This is a genomic window from Pseudomonas sp. B3G-3 (genome assembly GCF_028640915.1).
Classification (GTDB): domain Bacteria; phylum Pseudomonadota; class Gammaproteobacteria; order Pseudomonadales; family Pseudomonadaceae; genus Aquipseudomonas; species Aquipseudomonas chlororaphis_I.
In genome coordinates this window covers 39,892-57,146 of sequence record NZ_JAQZAB010000086.1, presented here as the reverse complement: position 1 = coordinate 57,146, position 17,255 = coordinate 39,892, and the positions used below count along the sequence as shown (strand labels likewise).

Here is a 17,255-nt window from a genome sequence, read left to right as displayed (position 1 = left end):
CGGTTAGCCCCCGATCTGCAGAGAAATTTTGGCCAGAGCGCCGGCGCCGGCCGAGCTGACCCATTTGGCGTTCGGGATCAGAACGGCCAGGGTCGCAGCGGCGCCGATCACGTTGGAGAACTGGCCCTGGTTGGTGCCGGTGCCATCTCCGACGACCAGATAGACCGGATCATCCTTGGTGACTGCCACGCGAGCGGTTACCCAGATGGGCGCCATGGTCTCAACCGTCATGTCGCGCTTTGCGACAGCGCCGAAAACGTCGGTAGAGGTGTAGGCACGGTTCAGCTCGCGCTTCACTACGCCGATGAAGTTTGCAGCGGTCGAGGCAGCGACAGGCAGCTTTGCGCCGTCGTCGCCGTCGCTCACGACACCTAGGCCATAGGCGATGTTCACGGTGCCTTTGTTTACCTTGGACACGCCGTTGGACACTTCGCCGTCAGCGACCATGCCCGCATAAGCGACACCGTGGTTGATTGCGTTACCACCGATAACTGGCATGGTCAGGCTCCTTTCTGTTTGTGGGCACCAGACAAGCTTTGCTTGTGTGCCTGGTACGGGGTCGGCGCGGCGTCGGCCGTGGTTTTGGTGGTCGCACCGTCTTTGGCGAGCTGGGTCAGCTGGGCCAGGAGGGTCGCGGCGTCGCTGGAAGGCTTCATCTTCGGCTTGCCTTCGCCGTCCTTGTCGTCTTCGCCCTCATCCTTGTCGGACTCGGCGTCAAAGGCGGCCTCCACGTAGCCGGCGGACTTGTCCGACCAGTCACGCTTCGGCATGGCCACGGCCAGCGCGGCGCGCTTGATCTCGATCACATCGAGACTGTCGCAGGTGAAGCCGTCGCCGGCGACTTTGCGGGCCAAGGCCTGAGTAGCGCTGATGGATTTGACGCGGACGGTGATCGCTTCGTCGCTCGAAGCCTTGCGGGCCTCGAGCAGCTCTTCGCTGGCTTTGTCAGCGGCAGCCTGGGCCTTATCAGCCCTGGTTTCCGCATCGGTTGCACGCTTCAGCAGTCGATCGAACGAATCGGCGACCACTTGGGCGTTTGCAGGATCAGCAACATCAACGCTGCGCCCGCTATCGGTGGTGATAAGTACAGGCATTGTGTTGCCTCCTGGGTTGTGATCGAAGACGCGAGCGATGCCGCCCGCCCTCGCTTTGGTAACCACCGCTTGGTGGTTGATGATGATGTTGCGCTGGGTGTACTCGTACTCTTGACCGTCAGCAGTGACGCCGGGGCCGTGGACGTATTCAGCGGTGTAGCCGGCAGACAGTTCGCACTTGCCGGCATTGATGTCGTCGATGGTCTTCTGGTCTTTGATGATCAGATCGCAGACGACAAAGTCGCCATCGCGCCGGCCAGCGCCGCGCACTTCGCCAACGGTCACAGCCTTGTAGTTCTTCGCGGTCACCAAATCCTTGGGGTGGTCATTGGTGACTGTCGCGCCGTCATATGTGCCCAGTGACGAGTCGTTGAACACCTCGTCTTCTGGCCGGTACACACGAACGATTCGGTTCGGATCGCCGTCGAGACCAAGCTCGCGGGCTAGATACTCCTGAATGCCGGTGCGCGCCACCCGACCCGGCACCTTGAGGAAGCCCTCGTCGGTGTATTCCCGGTGAGTGATGCGGTGGCTGACACGGTCAAAGACCGTACAGGTGGTCATTACTGCTTCGCCCATGCGAAGAGCGCGTCTGCATGCTCTTCATCCACAGGGCGCACACACGCATAGGTCCGATGGTCGTTACCGTCGAGGCTCCGGCCGTCTTCGGTTACCGTAATCGACTTGATGTTGACCAGGTCGTCCGGCGTCATCTGCACGGAAATGTGGTAGCCGTCGGTGTCGAATTCCGACTCGGCGCCGGTTTCGATGCACTTAACCTTGATTTTCATGATCGTTCTCGTCGCTGGAATGGATTAGCGATAGACGCCTGGCGCTATCTTCCCGGCGTCTTGGTTGGCCTTGACTTCGCGCGCGCTTACAGGGCGGCTTGTGCATCGGCATTGGTAGTCAGAACCAGGCTTGATCGGCTTGCCGTCGTCACTCAGCGGCAGGTTGTCCCAGCGGTAGATCCCTTTGCCGTAGGCCGTGACCTTGTTGGCGATCTCGTGATGGCGATGCCGCACGCGGCTGTCGTCCGAGTCGATCCACTGGAAATACTCAAAGCCCGCATCCCGCTGCTGCTTCTCGGCCAGCTCACCCTGGATCTTCGACGTCTGGTCGCGGGCGATCATCTTGGCGCGGCGCTGCGTGACGCCGAACTGCTCCTGCAGCGCCTTCTCGATGTAGCCAGGCCGCATGCCGGAGCGCATGTTAGCCATTACCAGCGTTTGCACCTCTTCCAGGTACTTGGCGGGGATGGACTTGATGAGCTGGGCGTTCTGCTGTGCTGAAGCGTGCAGGTAGTCCTGCATGGGCTTTGACCCGCTGAACACGTCGATGCCGGCCGACTTTTTCAGGTCGCGTTCGGATTTCTTCAGAGCCGATTGAACGAACTCCCCCGCAATGCGACTGCCCGCAGCCTGCACCGCCGGCGACTGCCAGCGGCTCGCCAGGAACGAGATCGCATTGAGGATGAGGTCAGACCATGCGTCAGTCGTGACCACAGCGTCCTGCGTGTACTCAGGCGCCAGCTGACGAATCAGTGGCTTTAGCTCCTTGTCGATCGACGCCTTTACCTGCTTCACCAGCCGCTGCAGCTTGGCGTTGTACTGGATGCCGATCATGTCCATGCGTCATTCAGCCTTGTTGTCGTCATCCGGCGGATCGTTAAACATGGTCAGGTCTTCGTCCTCTTCAAGCGCGGCGATCTTCTCGTCGTCGAACTGGTAAAGCTCCTGAGCTTGCAACTTGCGCTGGATCTGGCTGACGGTGATGACTCCGGCGTCCTTGTAGGCGATGTCCGTCTCGGCGTTGGCCTTGTTGGCCTGGGCGATCTGCACCAGATCTGGTTGCTGGAACGGATTCCAAACATAGTTGAAGTCGTCGATCCAGCCACCAGTTGCCGAGCGCACCAGCACTTCGTCGATCTGGCGAAGGCCGGGGTCGATCTGAACTTGGCGCTTCGACGACAACGAGTTGTGGTAGTTGTTCATGTCCCCTTCGCCGCCATTGTTCAAGCCTTTCGCAGCCTGACCAAAAAAGCGTGTTACGGGGATATCAGCAGCACCACACAACCACGTCATCAACAGGTCGAGCACCGGCGCAACCCCAGACAGGTCCAGGGTCTTGCGCTCGTATGTCTCTTCACCGTCCAGCAGCGCCAGGTTGATCGACGACTTCATCATGCTGAACAGGGCATAGCGCGCCGTAATGGCGTCGTCCTGATCGCTCGCCAGCTCATCCGAGAGTCCTTCGCGCTTGATGATGTCGACGTTTGCTTCCTGCATCAGCTCGGCTATGCCGTCCTTGCTGGCGACGATGTCCATCACGTCGTCGAGGCACTTGCGCAGCTCTGAGTCGCCCCAGCCCTGCGTCTGCGCCCGCTGGCGGCGTGGCAACTTGGCACCGGCGAACCGGGCGAAGTGCGTCCAGTGAATCATCTGGGCGCCGGCGGCGATGGTGTAGAACTCCGGCTGCAAGTAGTTCGCGGCCAGGATGTTGGTTTGGTTCAGGTCCATCGCCGTCATGTCGAAACGGTCGATCACCAGTAGGCGGTACAGGTCTCCCTTCTTGATCTTCTCCGGCTTGAGCGGCTTGGTCAGGTCCTGATTGGTCAGCATCAGGATGCCAGCGCCACCGTACAGGCGAGCCCAGCTGGTCGCCTCGCTCACCATGGCCGGCAGGTTCAGACGGTCCTCCTCGGCCCTGATCACGTCCGCATCGTCGCACTTGATGGTGCGCCACTCGCGAGTCATGTCCTCGGCTGGGTAGTCCACAATCGCCCGGGCAAGCCAGCTGGTCTGGTATGCCGCATCCAACTGCTGGAAGTCGTTAAGGAACCCGTATTGGAACTGGTTGTGAGAGCGCTTGGCCTTTTGTGTGCCAAGGCCCGACACGACGTTGACCAAGCCATCACTCGACGACTTGATCGACGCCTCGTATTTCTGAGCCGCTTTGATGAGGGCTTTGCCCAGCTTCTTGTCGGCCGGCACGATGCCCTTCTTGCTCATGTGTTCACCAATTGGGTCAGAGGAGGTCGCGGATAGGTCTTCCGTTGGTTACCAAGTGAGGACAGGCTCCCATCACGAACGCGTCAGCCAGGTTTGGCGAATCAACGCCGCGCCGGGACAGCTCGTCTTTGGTCTCGACCATGTCGAGTCCGCGCTTGCTGTAGCGCTTGCGTGGGGTGGACAGCTCAAGCTTGAGTTGTTCGAGTTTGCGCAGGTCACCGGAAATGCTGATCAGGTCAGACGCTTTGAACTTGTGCCCCTTCGTGATCGCGTTGAACGTGTTGCGCATGCGGTCGGCCACGTCCTGCCAGGCCTGGGCCTTCAGGTTCTCGAACTTGTCCTTGTTCTTGATCTTGGGCGCGTATTCCTTTTCAGGATTGACGATGGCGCCGGCAGCGTTGAACTTGAAGTACCCGCCATGGATGCGAGCGGCCTTCAGGGTTGAGCCGACGTGAGCACCGTTGCCGATGCTGTCGTAGATCAGTCGGCCGCCACGAACGTGAGACCAGGCGCGCATAGCTGACTCATTCAGCTCATCCTCGCCGGCCTTCCAGTCGTCCATCTCAAAGCAGATAGCCCCGTCGAAAATGGCGCAGGCATTGCTGTCGTCGCCACTGTCGGCCACGTCATACCCGACAGCCCTGGCACCGCACAGGCTCATACCGAGCTTCAGGTGTGCGTTAACACAGGCTTCGATCCAGGAGAACTTGATTACCGCCGCGTCATCGTTGGTGCGGGGCTGGCCGAGGTAGATGTGGTTATACGACTCCTCGTCAGCCTCTTTCAGCCGTTCAGCCTTTGCGCGCGCGGTGTCCGAGAGAAACGGGTTGTCGGGGTAGTTGATGTGCTTGATGACGCAATCGTCGCCCAGCAGCTTTGGAAGCTTGGCCTGGACAAAGTCGGTCATCAGGTCCGGGTTCCACAGGATCCAGATTTCGGAACCCTGCTTGCGGATGGTCGGATCGATGATGGACCACTGCTCTTCGGTCAGGCCTTCGCCTTCCTCGATCCAGCAGATGTCAACGCCTTCAGTACCCTTGATGTCGCTCAGGTTGCGAGCGATGCCGTAGAACAGGAACTCCGAACCGGTCTTTCGGTGCTTGATCGACGAAACGCCGATATCAAACTCATCCGTCCAACCGGCCTGCTCGATCTTTTCCTTGATGACCGTGTACACAGAGTCGGCGATACGGTTCTGGAACTGGCGAATGCAAAGAAACTTCACCGTGTAGTTGCGAGCCAGGAAGGCAGCCATGCCGCCCGCGTCTTGGGTCTTCGATGAGAACCGCCCACCCTTCAGAAGCTTGTACGGCTTCCTGACCCGCCAGAACTCACGAAGGTTCGGGTTAAGCTGGTACATCGCCGCTGTAGAAGTCGTCCAGCGACTTCCCTTTAGGGCTCATGCTGCCGTCGCTGCTGGTGTGGTCTACCTTCTCGGTGTATAGGCCAGCAGCCTTTCCTCTATTCGTCTCGGCGGTGATAGCGGCGCTGAACTGCTCAGCCTCAAGCGCTTTGTCGCGAAGCATCTTCAAGTCGGCCAGGTGGCTTTCCAGTGTCATCTGGGCGGCGACAACAGCCGGCGCACGCAGCTCTTCAAGCCTTACCGTCACCTTACCGTTGGATAGCAGTTCGCTCGCCTTCACGTTGATCGTGGCGGGCTTCATGTTCTTGGCGGCGTACGCCTGCCTGTAAGCCTCGCTGGCGTTACCCGTCTTCAGGTAGGCCAGGCAAAAGGCCTCCTGCTTCGGGGTCAATGCCATGGTGGTTACTCTTGCTTTTCTGTGTTGGCGATCACGGAGTCGAACTTGGCGAAGATGGCCACAGCCTTGTGGCTATCATCGAGAATCACAAGAAATCCATCATCAACGTCCATGCGATCACCCTTCACGCTTTCAACGCGAGCGCCGCCATCGATGGTCACTTCGTAAACAGTTGGCATGATCATTCCTCATTGTGGGCGCCACGATTTAGCGCATTCGAAAATATGGCGCGAATCAGCCAGTCGCGCCGAATACATGCCCGCGGCGAGTCCAGGCATACAGGACGACACCCCCATGCAGCATCACACCGAAAGGGTTTACCCACTGGCCCTGGAGAGCAGTGACGAATGCACCAAATGCGCCGATAGCCACGAGGTAGAAAGCCGTGCTCAGTAGCGGCTCATCGATAGGGCGGACCTTGCGCAAGTAGTCACATGCAGCAATCACCACGAGGACGCACAGGAAAGCGTCAATGGTAGTCAGGGCTGAAATGAGGATGCTGCTCATGTCAGACACCCCTCGTCGCAGGGAGCGACCCGATGACCTTCTTGATGGCCGGGATGATGTTCATCGCTGTCAATCCCAGCACAAATGACACACCGCACAGTAGATAGTCGGTGACGACCATGCCAAGTCTTGGGGCCAGCCATTCAGTTACCGGCTGAGTCAGATACACCGAGAAAAAGAAGCCAGTAACCACAGCCGTGGCCGCTTGGCCCCGAGTCAGGTCCTTCAGGAAACCGAGGGACAGTATCGAGCCAATGAAAGCAGCCATGACCACGCCGTACTTGACCAGCAATACGCTGGCGGCAGTGCTCGTTGGTTCTGCCATTGGAGTCTCCGGGGAATAAAGTCGGCCTCAACGGCACTCCCCAGCTTGACGCGATGGGTGTGGTTGGGCCGAGAAACAAAAAGCCCAGCGGTTAGGCTGGGCTCTGAATAGGTGCGGATGGCCGGTGCTGATCGCCGGCTTGCCGAGACTGTCGCCACTGAAGGCTAGAACACGGCATAAGTCGCGCATCAGCCTGCGCATTCATCCACATAAAGCAAAAAGCCCGACTCAAGGCCGGGCTTTTGTGTAATTTGCCAAAGGCAAAATTATCAGGATGGGGAAATCCTACTGCCAGCCGGACATTTCGTCAACCTGTATTTTGCGCGCTATATTTTTGCGCAGAATATGCACGGGTTTCTCCGTCACGCCACATCCTTCATCACCTTTATGCAATGAGACACGGGGATGAGCGCAGCTTTGTCCAGGTCATTGCATGCGGCGAAGCACAGATCAATGAACTGCGACCATTCCCTACTCCACTGCTCTGACGAGAGCTGCAGACCAAGCTCCGCATAAAGCCATCCACGGAAAGCCTCTGGAGTCGGGCAAGGATCGACCCCCTCGCTCTGGCCGCCCTGGTGCATGCGGCGATACCGGAACAAGACGCCAGAAGCTACCAGCTTGGCCTTCTCGAACTTCTTTGCCGTCATCCTGGCGCCCATTGCGTATGCGACCCTAAATAGGGACTCTTCCGCCTCTTCCCGGTCGTCGTCGGTTGCCATAGGGCTGTACATGTGATCGCCGAACGCCTTGAGATGGCTCGGGAGCGTGTCGATAGCCTGCTGGATACGGCCAGCGATGGCCTGGTGCGCCGCATGGTTAGCGTTGGTGGAACGTTCGGTTCGCTGGACCATGCGGCCGAGCAAGCCGATCTCCCGCAGGCAAGCGCCCTGACTGTCACGGGGCATGTACAGGCTGTCATGCCAGGCCATACGCGCACTATTCAGCTTCATCATGCTGCCACCTCTTTCAACATGTCAGGGCTTACGGTGTGACGGGCTACCTCGCCGAACTCTGAGTGCATGACGATGCATTTCATATTCTGCTGGGCGCGATATCCTCCAAAGGCCGCGTAGGCATCCTTGGCAGTCAGGGTGTTGAAGGACTCGACGGTGACTCCGGCATACTCTTTGACGCTCTGGTGGTGGACGTGACCGAGGTACCAGTAGCGGTACTTAGTGCGCCCCCACGCTTCAGCCTGGTCAGCCGCCATGACGCCAGGGAGACGTTCTGACTTGCAGGTGTGCCCATGGTGGGTTCCGATCAGAACGCGACCATGCTCGATGTAGTGGAAGGCTGACGGGGCACGATCGATCTGTACCCGCGGCTCATTCTCGTAGGTGTGACTCAAGGCGACGGACATCCATAGCGCGCCCGTGTCGTCGTGGTTACCTACAACGTTGATCACGCGAACCTTGGCGTGTTTCTTGAGCGCCGAGGCGATGCACTGCCGCATCACCTTCATGCCCACGCTGATCATTTTGGCGTAGCGACCGTCCAGATCCATGATGTGGCCCGATCGTGAGGTCATCCCTTCCATGTTATCGGCGTGGAACCAGTCTCCGAGGTTGATGATGACTGCCTGCTCAGCGGCCGGGGCCAGGTCTACCAGTGCCGCCATAGCGCCGCACTGGACACGAACAGCCTCGGTCATGTCCCAGCTATCGCCCTGCGTCTCCTCCCCCCAGGCCCTCATGCCGATGTGGGCATCCCCGATTGGATAGACAGCCATCAGATTGGCGAGGGTCGAAATAGGCCCTGAAACAGGATCAATCTGTGGGAGGTCTTCGGACATGGCCTGGCAGGCCGCGATCATCAGCTCACGCTGACGCTCATGGTCGATACTCGACTTCACCCACTGCATGACCTGAACGCCATCCTTATAGAGCGTCGAGGCGCCTTTTAGGTGAAAGCCATCCGGTACAGCGTGAGTTAGATCGTGCTCGGGACTCCACCCTTTACGCGCCAAGGCCGACTTTCGCTTGCGCAATGTTCGGATGTGGATCCCGAGGTGCTCAGCGGCCTTGGGCATCGTATGGAGCTTGAGCGCTTCAATGATCTGGTCGTCTGTTGCTTTGCGATCGCTCATTGGGCCTCTCCATTCTTAGACTTTGGCTTAAGGCCGGCGCATGCAGCCCAACCCAGCCAGCAGCCATGCATGTAGGGGAGATGGTCGTAGTCGCCCTTCTCGCCGCGGAGCTTGGCCATCTCAGAGTCAGAGAGATAATCCCCGGTAACAGCAAGGTGCTTCTGTGCAAACCACTCTTCGAAAGTTTGGCGAACCTTGAAATCACTCATGCTGCTTCCCCTTTCAGATGTGTTTCACAAGCAGATTTTGCCTTTGCCGCATCGGCGCCGGCATGCAGGATCTTCCCGGCCGGTATGCGTGCCACATAAGCAAACCCATGCTCGAGCGCGTACCGGCTGACCATGTAGCCCTCATCGGATGCAAGGCAGTTCTTGCTGATGGATTTCCAGTTCATGGCTTCTCTCCATTTAGGAACCGAGTACGGCGGGCGACTGCGCGTATTGCCAAGTAGCAAGCACCGCAGGCGATGAAAAGGATGCAAAGCCAGAACTGGATGGGGTTGATGGTCATGCGGCCGCCCTCTTCATCTCGCGGATCAACACTCGAAACTTGGCCTTGATGGCCTTCAGGTCTTCGATGGTGTAGCGCTGGGGCTCATGAGGCCCCTCTAACCACTCGACCATCTCGGCGCCGATCCGCTTCACCAGCTCAATGCGGTAGTTCACGATGTCGCCGGACTTGTGGTTGTTACACGGCGCGCACTGCTTGTGGACGTTGAGCGGCTCGAACCGAAGTTCAGGGTTGGCTCCAACAGTGCGGTAGTGGCCAGCGTGGTACTGTCCTTCGTGATGGCGGCCACAGCTGACACACGGCAACGCGGCATCGCGCAGGCGGATCCACTCGTTGAACACCGCCTGCGTTTCCCGGAAGTGATCGCTGCGGGTCTTGATGCGCTCCTTGCGAACCTTGATCTCCCGGCGCTCAACCTGGGCCAGAGACTTGCGCGCCTTCTCCTGGTTGCGTGGCGCATCGATGATTGCGCATGCCGGGCTGCATACGGCCTGACCTAGGCGTGAAGGGACGAATGATGTCCCGCACTCTGGGACGCGGCACTTCTTCGGCCGCGGCTGTTTTGCGGAAAGCATCAGATGTCCTCCCCAGCGAAATAGCCCAGAAGAAACGTGACCGTGAGCAACAGGAGAAGAACACCGCCATGCATATGCACCGCGGTTTGGTTGTATGCGGTTATTGCTGTGATCATTCCCGCGCCGGCAAGCAACTTGAAAGCCTTTGATCCATTCATGCTGCCGCCTCCCACTGCTCAGGCATCTGCCCTTTCGGTTCGCTCCAGACGACACCCTTCTCGGCGCCGAAGGCATACATGCACTCGATCACGTCACCCAGTTCAGCGACGGTCATGCGCTTGGTGCTCTCCCCGAGCATCACCACGCCACCGTTGATGCCCTGGGCCATGCGGATCTCTTGGCGGGCTGCCGCGGTCATGAGGGCCTTCCAGTCCTCGCTGTCGAGCTTCTGCATGATCCCGTTGACCGGCCATTCAACCTGTCGGGAGATGTCGCCCAGCATTGCCCAGAGCTTGGCGTTTTGTTCCAGGGTGCGGCGGGACTTAACCGGCCGGACGATGATCTCGACGGCGCCGATGGCCGAAAGGTCGAAGGCGAACAGATAGGCCAACTTGAACACGTCGCGGATGCGATTGCGGCCAGTGGCGAAGAAGTGGCGTGACTTATGGATTACATTGCTCATCGACCGCCACCCCTCAAGCCTTCTGGATCAATGCTTTCAGACGTTTTTTCGGTCGATTGACCGCCACGGTCCACGAACACAATTGCATTGCCGGTCATGCGAACAAAAACTGCAGTTTCACCAACCAATTCAGACAATGCAGTCATGTACCGAGCTACTCGCTCAAGGGGCATTCCAGCGAATCCCAAGCCGCTCAGCTCAAAACTCAGCTCAGTGCTCACGGCTGCTCTCCCTTGCTCATGGCGGCGTCGATAACTGCGACCCAGTCGTCACCGTAGATTTTGCTCATGCCGCTGTCGGCGTCTCGCTCGATATAGGCAAACCGTTCTGCGTCCTTGCGCAGCGCCTCGTTCTCGGCCTTGAGCTGGTCGCGCTCATGCTTCAGCTCTTCATGCTCGAGGTTGAAGTCGCGAGCATTGGAGATCTCCCCATTCAAATCGGCATGTAAGCGCGCGTTCTCGGCGATCATTCGGCCCAATGCCGCATGACACTCGGCCAGCAGGTTGCTCGCCCCAGCAAGCGATGCCTCGCCACGCTGGCAACGGGTTTGCAATTCGCTATAGTCGGTCATCAGAAACCCTCCTTTCCGCGCTGCGATTCCCACTCGAACGGGATCACGATCACCCCGCCCTCCCGAAGACGATCTGCGCAGCGCTCACCTATAGCGGCTGGCAGCGCCTTGGCGTCCAGATTGGAAACGATCACAGTGGGCCGCAGCTCTTCGTAGCGGCCATTGATGATTGAGAACAGAGTGGTCAGCTCGAAATCGCTGGGCTTCTCCTTGCTGACGCCGATTTCATCCAGGATCAGCAGCGATGGGCTGATGAGGCTCGACAGGATCTGGCTTTCACTCTGGTCGCTGGTATGGTCGTAGGTGGCGCGAATGGCCTGGAGTACAGCGCCGATCGTGCGATACACCGCTGTGGCGGTAGTGGTCGCCATGATCTCGTTGGCGATTGCCACGGCCAGGTGGGTCTTACCGGTACCGGGCTTGCCAAGGAGAAGCAGGCACCGACCGGTCTCGGCGATGTCCACGAACTCGGCGGCGTACCGGCGGCAGGTGTTCAGGGCCTTGCGCTGTTCGGCGGTCTTCGCTACGTACTGGTCGAAGGTCTTGTCCATGAAGCGCCTTGGAATCAGGGCGGCGCCGAGCTTTTCAGCCATGCGCATGCGTAGAAGCTGCGATTCCTGGGCCCGCTTGCGGGCTTCCTCGCCCTCGGCTCGAATGCGGCTGCACTCGGGACAACCGGATTTAAGGTCGCGCCCAAGCACCGAGTACACCTTCTGCTCGTATTCGCCGTGGGTTTCACAGGTGGCCGACTGGATTCGAGTTCCTGGCGGATAGACCGGCGCGGGAATGGCAACAACGTTTTCAGAAGGCATAGGTGCCATCCTCCCGCTGGATCAGGCCGGCGGTGTAATCGCGATCAGAGAAACCGGTATGCCGTGATTGTGGGAACGGGTGGATATTGCTTGGAGACTTGACCTCATCCTCCCAGCGTCGGCCGTTCAGCCAGGTCGTGGCATGGGGTATGAACTTCCCGTCGTCCTTCAACCAGTCGGCTGACAGTGATTGCCTGGCAAGCCCATCCATGATTTTGGCGAACAGGTCAGTGCTGACCTTGAGTTTCTTCCAGACCTTTTCCACATTCGCCTTACAGACCTTCCTCGGGTACAGCTTCCAGAACTTTGCGAACAGGTCATCGCTCGCCGGCTGTGCTGGCGGTATGAGGGAATCAGGAATCAGGTTAAGGGAATCAAGAGAGAGGGAATCAGCCGGAGCGCTTCCGATTTTTTCGGAAGTCTTACGGATTTCTTCCGTTGCTATACAACCCATTGATGGATCGGGTATTTCTGATTCTGGCTCGTTCTTGTGTGGGTTCTGGTGCTTCTCGAAATTACAGATCTCGATGAAGCGCTTACCATCAACCAAGTAGCGAACGATGAAGCCTTCTGATGACAACCAGTTGAGCATGGACTCCATATCAAGGCCTTCTCGATATGGAAAAATCTCCCCCTTGATACGCAGAGGGCGGTCTTCCAATCGCCCTGCCCTGTCCGCAAGCAACCAGAGACCCTCGAACAGCAATGTGTGCATCGGGTCGGAAACGCCGAGGATCTCATTCTTGAACAGGGCGGGCTTGATGTTTCGTGCTCTTGCCATTACGATTACCTCACGTGTTACAACGAATCAGCCGGGCCGCAATCCCGGCTTTTTTGTGTCTGAAATTCGAGGGCCTAATCAGTCCCTCTTGAAGTACCGCAGCTTTCCGGCACCCTTCGGCCTGGTCTTCTCCGCGATGATTTCCTCGACGAAGACAGGTAAAAACTCCTCAGGCGTCATGCCTCTCTTTGCTGCCTCAAGCTCAAGGCGCTGGAAGTACTTCTCTTCCAGCCCCGTCACTATTGTTCTTTCAGCCATGAGGCCCTCCTGAGGGCCTTCAGGCCGCGCTCTGGTCGCTGTTAGAATCCTGAGCAATGAACGAGCTGAGCTTCTCCTCTACCCACATGCGAATCAGTACTGCCCGCTCCAGGCGATGAAGCTTTGCGAGTGCGACGATTGCTTCGTACTGATCGTCGTTAAACCGAGACTTGATTTCGTTGTGTTTGCGGTGATCACGCTGATCATTCCCATATGCCATTGGTGAGGCTCCTTGAGTGTTCGAAGTGGTTAAGCGGCTATCGGGTAAAGGTCTGGGCGCAGCTCATGGCGAGAAATACCAGTGGCGCTTTCAATCCGGATTGCCTGACGTGCGGGAACACCTCTGACCTTCCAGTAGGAAACGGCCATTGGGGTTACGCCCAGCAATTTGGCCAAAGCCTTGCCAGAGCCAGCAGCCAAAATTGCGCGTTCTAGAGGTGTTGGATTCATAAACATTCCGCCGTCGGCGAGTAAACACAGCTCAACGATACGTTTATTTAATAAACATAGCAAGCCGAGTAAACTTCCTGTTTATGGAAATCAAGCATTCAGGCGAACGCCTAAGAGAAAAACTGGCCAAGCGGCACATAAAACCTACTGATTTCGCCAGCAGGATGGGCGTTAGCACCCAGGTTTTGAACAACTGGTTTACCAGAGGCGTACCTGGCCGACAGATGCAGACTGTCTGCTCTAATCTGGAAGTGAACTACAATTGGCTCGAAACAGGTGTCGGAGAAGAGGATTCATTCCCTAACGTGCCGTCGTCCCAGCACCCTGATCTGATTCCTATTTCGCTTTGGGACGATGACACCCCGCTTGATGAAGATGAGGTGTATGTGCCGTTCCTAAAGGAAGTGGAGTTGTCGGCAGGTAGTGGGAAATCCACTATCCAGCAGTCAAACAAGCAAAAGCTTCGATTTGGCAAGATCACATTACGTCGACAGGGGGTACAGCCATCAGAAGCTGTATGTGTAACCGTGTCTGGAAATAGCATGGAGCCGGTACTGCCACATGGCAGTACCGTAGGGGTTGATACAGGAACGACCAACGTTATTGATGGAAAGATGTACGCGTTGGCCCACGCTGGACAGCTCCGAGTGAAAACCCTCTATCGAATCCCTGGTGGAGGCATCCGTCTCCGTAGTTTTAACAGGGAGGAGCATGATGACGAGGACTACACCGCCGAAGAGATGATCGAACAAGAGATCACGATACTTGGCCGGGTTTTCTGGTCTTCCGCCCTTTGGTAGCACCACGACACCGACTTATCGAACAAGAGCCCGCCTAGCGCGGGCTTTTTTTCGCCTGCGTTTTATCCCTCCCCCCGCCTCACCTTTTATCCCTCAAGCCAAGAAATAAACAAAATAAACAAATTGTGTTGACGTGTTTATAAACGTGTTGTTTACTAGCATCAACGCCGCCAAACACGGCAGGGCCTGAAAAGGCCCACACACGACTGGTGAAGCCGCCAGATAGCCAGGGATCAGCGAAGTGATCTCCCAGCCCCGGAAAGCGGGACCGACTGGAACCAAGTTCTTTGACATAGAGAAGTCCCCTAGCGCTGCGCCAGTTGCGAGTCGCTAGGCAAGTAGATGGCGCCCTGCCTGATTCAGGGCTCCATCTGGTTTCACAAATGCCTCTCCTACCCCGGGAGGCATTCGGAAGCCAAACAACCGGAGAGACGGAATGCCCAAGTACATCCTCGATTACATCCGGCTTTGCCGGGAATGCAGCCTTGATGTCAGCACTGTTGGCACCATGCGCTTGATGGTTATTCCCGAACTGCAGAATCGCGCCGCAGAGATTCGTCGAGTGGCCGGCCTCGTCCCTGAGGGTTGCCCAGAGCTGGAGCAAGATGCCGAAATTTTGGAATCGGCAATTCGTGCAGGCCTCCAGCGCTGCGCGCCACAGCCAGGCCAGCAAGAACTGTTTGCCGCATGACGCTTTCACTGGCTGGCCTTCCACCGAGGGCCAGCATCAAAGCCTCCTCATTGAGACAGCTTTGATGCACAGGAGAGCGATATGGCAAGAGGAATTGTTCTTGGGGTTGGGATCAACGACCTGCCCCGCTATCACAACTGCCCGTTCTACAGCAGGTGGAAAGGGATTCTCCGGCGCTGCTTCGGCGAGCGCGATGATCGCCACTACGAAGGATGCCAAGTTGCCGAGCAATGGCTCCGATTCAGCGCCTTCAAGGCGTGGATGGAGCAGCAGCCCTGGCTTGGCAATCATCTGGACAAAGACATTTTGAGCCCCGGCGCAAAGATCTATTGCCCGGAAACGTCGGTGTTCGTGCCAAGCATCCTGAATAACCTGGCCATCGACCGTCCGTCACAGCGGGGCGATCTGCCTGTGGGGGTATCCCGAACGAAGCGCGGGAAGCCGTTCATGGCAAGAGTTCATTGGCTGGATGGCAGCCGCACCAGCGTAGGCAGCTTTGACTTCCCACACGAAGCGCACAGGGCCTGGGCAATCGCCAAGGCTAGCGTCATCCGGCAAGCGGTCGATCAATACCGCACGACTGACCGATTCGACGAGCGTGTCTGCACTGCCCTGCTGGATAGGGCTGACATGCTCACTGCTACCTGAAATCAACCGCCCTGGAGGGCAAGACGATGCGACCAGTTATGACTATGAAGGCAGTGCACGACGATCGCGGGCGCCGGACAGGTATCGAGGACGCGGCCGAAGGCAAGTTTCACGGCTGGGGCGTTGGGTACGAGGAGTTCGAAAACGGCCCCGGCAATTACAGCGTTGCCATCGTCGAAATGGCTGATGGCACCGTCCAGACGCTCATGCCGTGGCTGATCCGCTTTCTGGATAGCGAAGACGGTAACTGAACAACCAGCGCCACGTCAGCCTGACGTTAACTGCCCTTATGCAGCGATGGTTGAGAACGTGGGTGGTCACGTTGAAAGCTGCCTTGAACCCACCCGATCACCTCGAAAGAGGCTGCATCGGTAGTCACTCTCTGGATGAACCAAGGGCCTCCGCATGCGGGCATGGCAAGGGCGAGAGCGACTACCGATGCGGACGAAACTGCGGCCTATAACCGCCCACCTGCATCACAACCCAACCGGAGACTGCCATGCTCCTGATCATCCTGATCGGAGCAGCGCTGAGCCATGTGCGGCCAGAACCGCCAATCCCAGCCGGCCTGCCAACCGATCCACTGCGCTCTATCAGTGAGCGCTGGCGATGTACCACCGGGGTCGCAGCGTTCTGGCGCTGAACGATCCCGCCAAAAACAACCAATTCATAGAGCTACACCATCAAGCTGCATCTGAAGCTGCATCGAAAGCCCCCGAACGTCCAACGGGGGCTTTCTTCTTCCCCCGAACCCAACAGAAAGCACTCCCTCCGCGCCCAACGGCAAACAGCGGCCAGGTCGAGTGCTTTCGATTGGATTTGAACCATCACCCGACAAGGAAAACCCCATGAACGCAGAACAGAGCATTCAGCCGCCAGCCATTGGCGACATCTGGCCAGGTCAAGGCGGCATCTATGGCGGCCTTCGCCAATATCCTGAAGGCATGTGCCACGTTATCTTCGCCACCGAAGACGTAGGGCGGCACGCATACGGCGACTACGGCGTATCAACTAAAGCCACCAGCCGCACCGACGGCCGCGCCAACACTGCAATCCTGATCGCTCGCAAGGGCAAGCATCCTGCCGCCATCGCAGCATCCGCTTACACCGCCGATGGCCACGCCGATTTCTATCTGCCAGCGATTGGCGAGCTACATCATGGGTGGCAGTACGCGCCTGAGTCATTCTCCACTGATTGGTACTACATCTCGTCTTCGCCGCGCTCCGCCTACTACGCGTTCAACATGCACTTTGAAGGTGGCAATCAGGTCATCATCGGCAAGCTCAACGTGCTCCGCGTCCGCCCCGTCCGCAGATTCCTTCAGTAATTCAATTATTGCTTCTGATCTTAAGACTTCTATCGAGGTTTAAGCCATGAAACGCAAGCCATCCAAGCCCCGCCCCAACGTCCACGACTGCGCCAAAGGCCGTATGCATGACGCACCGCGGAAAGTCGTTACCACTATGCCTGGCGGGTATATCGCCTGAGCCGAATCAATCAGATGGAGTAGGTCATGAGCAAAAAAATCACCTTTCTGGCTTCAGAAGTATCCAGCGCAGCTGGTCATTTTCGAGATCGAGACCTTCAAATTCTCACCCAGGTCACAGCAGTTCTTCCGTCAGATCACATCGAAAGTGGCTTGATCGGCGAATTCACGATTCCTGAAATTCTCGACCAGTACCACAAGGATGAGTTCCTCGCTCATATCGGCGCCAAATACATCCGTGAATGGCTGGAAGAAAACACCTAA

At 57.7% G+C, this 17,255-nt stretch carries 30 protein-coding genes; 6 read left to right on the top strand and 24 right to left on the bottom strand.

The genetic code is table 11. The features are described 5' to 3' along the window. Positions 1 to 3 precede the first annotated feature (3 nt). The 24 genes from PVZ80_RS10140 to PVZ80_RS10025 form a co-directional block, all read right to left on the bottom strand. Positions 4 to 498 carry a structural cement protein Gp24 gene (locus tag PVZ80_RS10140; RefSeq protein WP_273863831.1) on the bottom strand — a complete coding sequence of 165 codons (495 nt, stop codon included), beginning with the start codon at positions 496 to 498 and terminating at the stop codon, positions 4 to 6. Between the two features lie 2 nt (positions 499 to 500). After that, positions 501 to 1,658: a DUF2213 domain-containing protein gene (locus tag PVZ80_RS10135; RefSeq protein WP_273863830.1), complete on the bottom strand. Its 1,158-nt coding sequence runs from the start codon at positions 1,656 to 1,658 to the stop codon at positions 501 to 503. Continuing rightward, complete coding sequence (locus tag PVZ80_RS10130; RefSeq protein WP_273863829.1) at positions 1,658 to 1,885, bottom strand: hypothetical protein; 228 nt, start codon at positions 1,883 to 1,885, stop codon at positions 1,658 to 1,660. Before PVZ80_RS10130 ends, PVZ80_RS10135 begins: the two co-directional genes overlap by 1 nt. A gap of 24 nt (positions 1,886 to 1,909) precedes the next feature. Then, a complete protein-coding gene (locus PVZ80_RS10125; protein WP_273863828.1) occupies positions 1,910 to 2,725 on the bottom strand; it encodes a phage head morphogenesis protein in 816 nt (271 codons plus the stop codon). A gap of 3 nt (positions 2,726 to 2,728) precedes the next feature. Continuing rightward, positions 2,729 to 4,105 carry a DUF1073 domain-containing protein gene (locus PVZ80_RS10120; protein WP_273863827.1) on the bottom strand — a complete coding sequence of 459 codons (1,377 nt, stop codon included), beginning with the start codon at positions 4,103 to 4,105 and terminating at the stop codon, positions 2,729 to 2,731. A 16-nt stretch (positions 4,106 to 4,121) separates the two neighbouring features. Then, positions 4,122 to 5,465, bottom strand: a complete 1,344-nt coding sequence (locus PVZ80_RS10115; RefSeq protein ID WP_273863826.1) for a PBSX family phage terminase large subunit — start codon at positions 5,463 to 5,465, stop codon at positions 4,122 to 4,124. Then, entirely contained in the window at positions 5,452 to 5,865 is a 414-nt protein-coding gene (locus tag PVZ80_RS10110) for a terminase small subunit (RefSeq protein ID WP_273863825.1), read from the bottom strand. Before PVZ80_RS10110 ends, PVZ80_RS10115 begins: the two co-directional genes overlap by 14 nt. Before the next feature lie 5 nt (positions 5,866 to 5,870). Continuing rightward, entirely contained in the window at positions 5,871 to 6,044 is a 174-nt protein-coding gene (locus PVZ80_RS10105) for a hypothetical protein (protein ID WP_273863824.1), read from the bottom strand. A 55-nt stretch (positions 6,045 to 6,099) separates the two neighbouring features. Further along, entirely contained in the window at positions 6,100 to 6,372 is a 273-nt protein-coding gene (locus PVZ80_RS10100) for a hypothetical protein (RefSeq protein ID WP_273863823.1), read from the bottom strand. 1 nt (position 6,373) lies between these two features. Further along, the gene (locus PVZ80_RS10095) at positions 6,374 to 6,697 is read right to left on the bottom strand and encodes a peptidase M48, Ste24p (RefSeq protein WP_273863822.1); all 324 of its coding nucleotides are present in this window, start codon (positions 6,695 to 6,697) and stop codon (positions 6,374 to 6,376) included. Between the two features lie 362 nt (positions 6,698 to 7,059). Continuing rightward, positions 7,060 to 7,653, bottom strand: a complete 594-nt coding sequence (locus PVZ80_RS10090) for a hypothetical protein (protein ID WP_337960721.1) — start codon at positions 7,651 to 7,653, stop codon at positions 7,060 to 7,062. Beyond that, positions 7,650 to 8,786 carry an oxidoreductase gene (locus PVZ80_RS10085; protein ID WP_273863821.1) on the bottom strand — a complete coding sequence of 379 codons (1,137 nt, stop codon included), beginning with the start codon at positions 8,784 to 8,786 and terminating at the stop codon, positions 7,650 to 7,652. Before PVZ80_RS10085 ends, PVZ80_RS10090 begins: the two co-directional genes overlap by 4 nt. Further along, positions 8,783 to 8,995, bottom strand: coding sequence for a hypothetical protein (locus PVZ80_RS10080; RefSeq protein ID WP_180922207.1), 213 nt, complete (start codon positions 8,993 to 8,995; stop codon positions 8,783 to 8,785). Before PVZ80_RS10080 ends, PVZ80_RS10085 begins: the two co-directional genes overlap by 4 nt. Further along, positions 8,992 to 9,180, bottom strand: a complete 189-nt coding sequence (locus PVZ80_RS10075; protein WP_273863820.1) for a hypothetical protein — start codon at positions 9,178 to 9,180, stop codon at positions 8,992 to 8,994. Before PVZ80_RS10075 ends, PVZ80_RS10080 begins: the two co-directional genes overlap by 4 nt. Before the next feature lie 112 nt (positions 9,181 to 9,292). Next, positions 9,293 to 9,871 (bottom strand): recombination protein NinG, encoded by a 579-nt coding sequence (locus tag PVZ80_RS10070; protein WP_273863819.1) that lies wholly within the window; start codon positions 9,869 to 9,871, stop codon positions 9,293 to 9,295. Beyond that, positions 9,871 to 10,029, bottom strand: a complete 159-nt coding sequence (locus PVZ80_RS10065; protein WP_273863818.1) for a hypothetical protein — start codon at positions 10,027 to 10,029, stop codon at positions 9,871 to 9,873. The genes PVZ80_RS10070 and PVZ80_RS10065 overlap by 1 nt, the downstream gene beginning before the upstream one ends. Continuing rightward, positions 10,026 to 10,493: a recombination protein NinB gene (locus PVZ80_RS10060; RefSeq protein WP_273863817.1), complete on the bottom strand. Its 468-nt coding sequence runs from the start codon at positions 10,491 to 10,493 to the stop codon at positions 10,026 to 10,028. The genes PVZ80_RS10065 and PVZ80_RS10060 overlap by 4 nt, the downstream gene beginning before the upstream one ends. After that, positions 10,490 to 10,714: a hypothetical protein gene (locus PVZ80_RS10055; protein ID WP_273863816.1), complete on the bottom strand. Its 225-nt coding sequence runs from the start codon at positions 10,712 to 10,714 to the stop codon at positions 10,490 to 10,492. The genes PVZ80_RS10060 and PVZ80_RS10055 overlap by 4 nt, the downstream gene beginning before the upstream one ends. Beyond that, complete coding sequence (locus tag PVZ80_RS10050) at positions 10,711 to 11,064, bottom strand: hypothetical protein (protein ID WP_273863815.1); 354 nt, start codon at positions 11,062 to 11,064, stop codon at positions 10,711 to 10,713. Before PVZ80_RS10050 ends, PVZ80_RS10055 begins: the two co-directional genes overlap by 4 nt. Beyond that, positions 11,064 to 11,876, bottom strand: a complete 813-nt coding sequence (locus PVZ80_RS10045; RefSeq protein ID WP_273863814.1) for an ATP-binding protein — start codon at positions 11,874 to 11,876, stop codon at positions 11,064 to 11,066. Before PVZ80_RS10045 ends, PVZ80_RS10050 begins: the two co-directional genes overlap by 1 nt. Next, on the bottom strand, positions 11,866 to 12,657 hold the full coding sequence (locus PVZ80_RS10040) for a phage replication protein (RefSeq protein ID WP_273863813.1): 792 nt from the start codon (positions 12,655 to 12,657) through the stop codon (positions 11,866 to 11,868). Before PVZ80_RS10040 ends, PVZ80_RS10045 begins: the two co-directional genes overlap by 11 nt. Before the next feature lie 78 nt (positions 12,658 to 12,735). Beyond that, positions 12,736 to 12,915 (bottom strand): hypothetical protein, encoded by a 180-nt coding sequence (locus PVZ80_RS10035; RefSeq protein ID WP_273863812.1) that lies wholly within the window; start codon positions 12,913 to 12,915, stop codon positions 12,736 to 12,738. 19 nt (positions 12,916 to 12,934) lie between these two features. Continuing rightward, positions 12,935 to 13,135 carry a hypothetical protein gene (locus PVZ80_RS10030; protein ID WP_273863811.1) on the bottom strand — a complete coding sequence of 67 codons (201 nt, stop codon included), beginning with the start codon at positions 13,133 to 13,135 and terminating at the stop codon, positions 12,935 to 12,937. Between the two features lie 29 nt (positions 13,136 to 13,164). Next, positions 13,165 to 13,365 (bottom strand): transcriptional regulator, encoded by a 201-nt coding sequence (locus PVZ80_RS10025; protein WP_273863810.1) that lies wholly within the window; start codon positions 13,363 to 13,365, stop codon positions 13,165 to 13,167. Positions 13,366 to 13,448: 83 nt separating this feature from the next. Here PVZ80_RS10025 and PVZ80_RS10020 point away from each other — a divergent pair, with 83 nt between their 5' ends. The 6 genes from PVZ80_RS10020 to PVZ80_RS09995 all read left to right on the top strand — a co-directional run bounded on the left by PVZ80_RS10020 (position 13,449) and on the right by PVZ80_RS09995 (position 17,255). Next, a complete protein-coding gene (locus PVZ80_RS10020) occupies positions 13,449 to 14,165 on the top strand; it encodes a LexA family transcriptional regulator (RefSeq protein ID WP_273863809.1) in 717 nt (238 codons plus the stop codon). Between the two features lie 436 nt (positions 14,166 to 14,601). Further along, on the top strand, positions 14,602 to 14,856 hold the full coding sequence (locus PVZ80_RS10015; protein ID WP_273863808.1) for a hypothetical protein: 255 nt from the start codon (positions 14,602 to 14,604) through the stop codon (positions 14,854 to 14,856). A gap of 81 nt (positions 14,857 to 14,937) precedes the next feature. Continuing rightward, on the top strand, positions 14,938 to 15,504 hold the full coding sequence (locus PVZ80_RS10010; protein WP_273863807.1) for a hypothetical protein: 567 nt from the start codon (positions 14,938 to 14,940) through the stop codon (positions 15,502 to 15,504). Between the two features lie 38 nt (positions 15,505 to 15,542). Next, positions 15,543 to 15,755 (top strand): hypothetical protein, encoded by a 213-nt coding sequence (locus PVZ80_RS10005; RefSeq protein WP_273863806.1) that lies wholly within the window; start codon positions 15,543 to 15,545, stop codon positions 15,753 to 15,755. A gap of 597 nt (positions 15,756 to 16,352) precedes the next feature. Further along, positions 16,353 to 16,832, top strand: coding sequence for a DUF1566 domain-containing protein (locus PVZ80_RS10000; protein ID WP_273863805.1), 480 nt, complete (start codon positions 16,353 to 16,355; stop codon positions 16,830 to 16,832). 186 nt (positions 16,833 to 17,018) lie between these two features. Continuing rightward, on the top strand, positions 17,019 to 17,255 hold the full coding sequence (locus tag PVZ80_RS09995) for a hypothetical protein (protein WP_273863804.1): 237 nt from the start codon (positions 17,019 to 17,021) through the stop codon (positions 17,253 to 17,255).

Coding starts and splice junctions, on each gene's coding strand:
- PVZ80_RS10140 (WP_273863831.1), bottom strand. CDS start 498: ATGCCAGTTATCGGTGGTAACGCAATCAACCACGGTGTCGCTTATGCG.
- PVZ80_RS10135 (WP_273863830.1), bottom strand. CDS start 1,658: ATGACCACCTGTACGGTCTTTGACCGTGTCAGCCACCGCATCACTCAC.
- PVZ80_RS10130 (WP_273863829.1), bottom strand. CDS start 1,885: ATGAAAATCAAGGTTAAGTGCATCGAAACCGGCGCCGAGTCGGAATTC.
- PVZ80_RS10125 (WP_273863828.1), bottom strand. CDS start 2,725: ATGGACATGATCGGCATCCAGTACAACGCCAAGCTGCAGCGGCTGGTG.
- PVZ80_RS10120 (WP_273863827.1), bottom strand. CDS start 4,105: ATGAGCAAGAAGGGCATCGTGCCGGCCGACAAGAAGCTGGGCAAAGCC.
- PVZ80_RS10115 (WP_273863826.1), bottom strand. CDS start 5,465: ATGTACCAGCTTAACCCGAACCTTCGTGAGTTCTGGCGGGTCAGGAAG.
- PVZ80_RS10110 (WP_273863825.1), bottom strand. CDS start 5,865: ATGGCATTGACCCCGAAGCAGGAGGCCTTTTGCCTGGCCTACCTGAAG.
- PVZ80_RS10105 (WP_273863824.1), bottom strand. CDS start 6,044: ATGCCAACTGTTTACGAAGTGACCATCGATGGCGGCGCTCGCGTTGAA.
- PVZ80_RS10100 (WP_273863823.1), bottom strand. CDS start 6,372: ATGAGCAGCATCCTCATTTCAGCCCTGACTACCATTGACGCTTTCCTG.
- PVZ80_RS10095 (WP_273863822.1), bottom strand. CDS start 6,697: ATGGCAGAACCAACGAGCACTGCCGCCAGCGTATTGCTGGTCAAGTAC.
- PVZ80_RS10090 (WP_337960721.1), bottom strand. CDS start 7,653: ATGATGAAGCTGAATAGTGCGCGTATGGCCTGGCATGACAGCCTGTAC.
- PVZ80_RS10085 (WP_273863821.1), bottom strand. CDS start 8,786: ATGAGCGATCGCAAAGCAACAGACGACCAGATCATTGAAGCGCTCAAG.
- PVZ80_RS10080 (WP_180922207.1), bottom strand. CDS start 8,995: ATGAGTGATTTCAAGGTTCGCCAAACTTTCGAAGAGTGGTTTGCACAG.
- PVZ80_RS10075 (WP_273863820.1), bottom strand. CDS start 9,180: ATGAACTGGAAATCCATCAGCAAGAACTGCCTTGCATCCGATGAGGGC.
- PVZ80_RS10070 (WP_273863819.1), bottom strand. CDS start 9,871: ATGCTTTCCGCAAAACAGCCGCGGCCGAAGAAGTGCCGCGTCCCAGAG.
- PVZ80_RS10065 (WP_273863818.1), bottom strand. CDS start 10,029: ATGAATGGATCAAAGGCTTTCAAGTTGCTTGCCGGCGCGGGAATGATC.
- PVZ80_RS10060 (WP_273863817.1), bottom strand. CDS start 10,493: ATGAGCAATGTAATCCATAAGTCACGCCACTTCTTCGCCACTGGCCGC.
- PVZ80_RS10050 (WP_273863815.1), bottom strand. CDS start 11,064: ATGACCGACTATAGCGAATTGCAAACCCGTTGCCAGCGTGGCGAGGCA.
- PVZ80_RS10045 (WP_273863814.1), bottom strand. CDS start 11,876: ATGCCTTCTGAAAACGTTGTTGCCATTCCCGCGCCGGTCTATCCGCCA.
- PVZ80_RS10040 (WP_273863813.1), bottom strand. CDS start 12,657: ATGGCAAGAGCACGAAACATCAAGCCCGCCCTGTTCAAGAATGAGATC.
- PVZ80_RS10035 (WP_273863812.1), bottom strand. CDS start 12,915: ATGGCTGAAAGAACAATAGTGACGGGGCTGGAAGAGAAGTACTTCCAG.
- PVZ80_RS10030 (WP_273863811.1), bottom strand. CDS start 13,135: ATGGCATATGGGAATGATCAGCGTGATCACCGCAAACACAACGAAATC.
- PVZ80_RS10025 (WP_273863810.1), bottom strand. CDS start 13,365: ATGAATCCAACACCTCTAGAACGCGCAATTTTGGCTGCTGGCTCTGGC.
- PVZ80_RS10020 (WP_273863809.1), top strand. CDS start 13,449: ATGGAAATCAAGCATTCAGGCGAACGCCTAAGAGAAAAACTGGCCAAG.
- PVZ80_RS10015 (WP_273863808.1), top strand. CDS start 14,602: ATGCCCAAGTACATCCTCGATTACATCCGGCTTTGCCGGGAATGCAGC.
- PVZ80_RS10010 (WP_273863807.1), top strand. CDS start 14,938: ATGGCAAGAGGAATTGTTCTTGGGGTTGGGATCAACGACCTGCCCCGC.
- PVZ80_RS10005 (WP_273863806.1), top strand. CDS start 15,543: ATGACTATGAAGGCAGTGCACGACGATCGCGGGCGCCGGACAGGTATC.
- PVZ80_RS10000 (WP_273863805.1), top strand. CDS start 16,353: ATGAACGCAGAACAGAGCATTCAGCCGCCAGCCATTGGCGACATCTGG.
- PVZ80_RS09995 (WP_273863804.1), top strand. CDS start 17,019: ATGAGCAAAAAAATCACCTTTCTGGCTTCAGAAGTATCCAGCGCAGCT.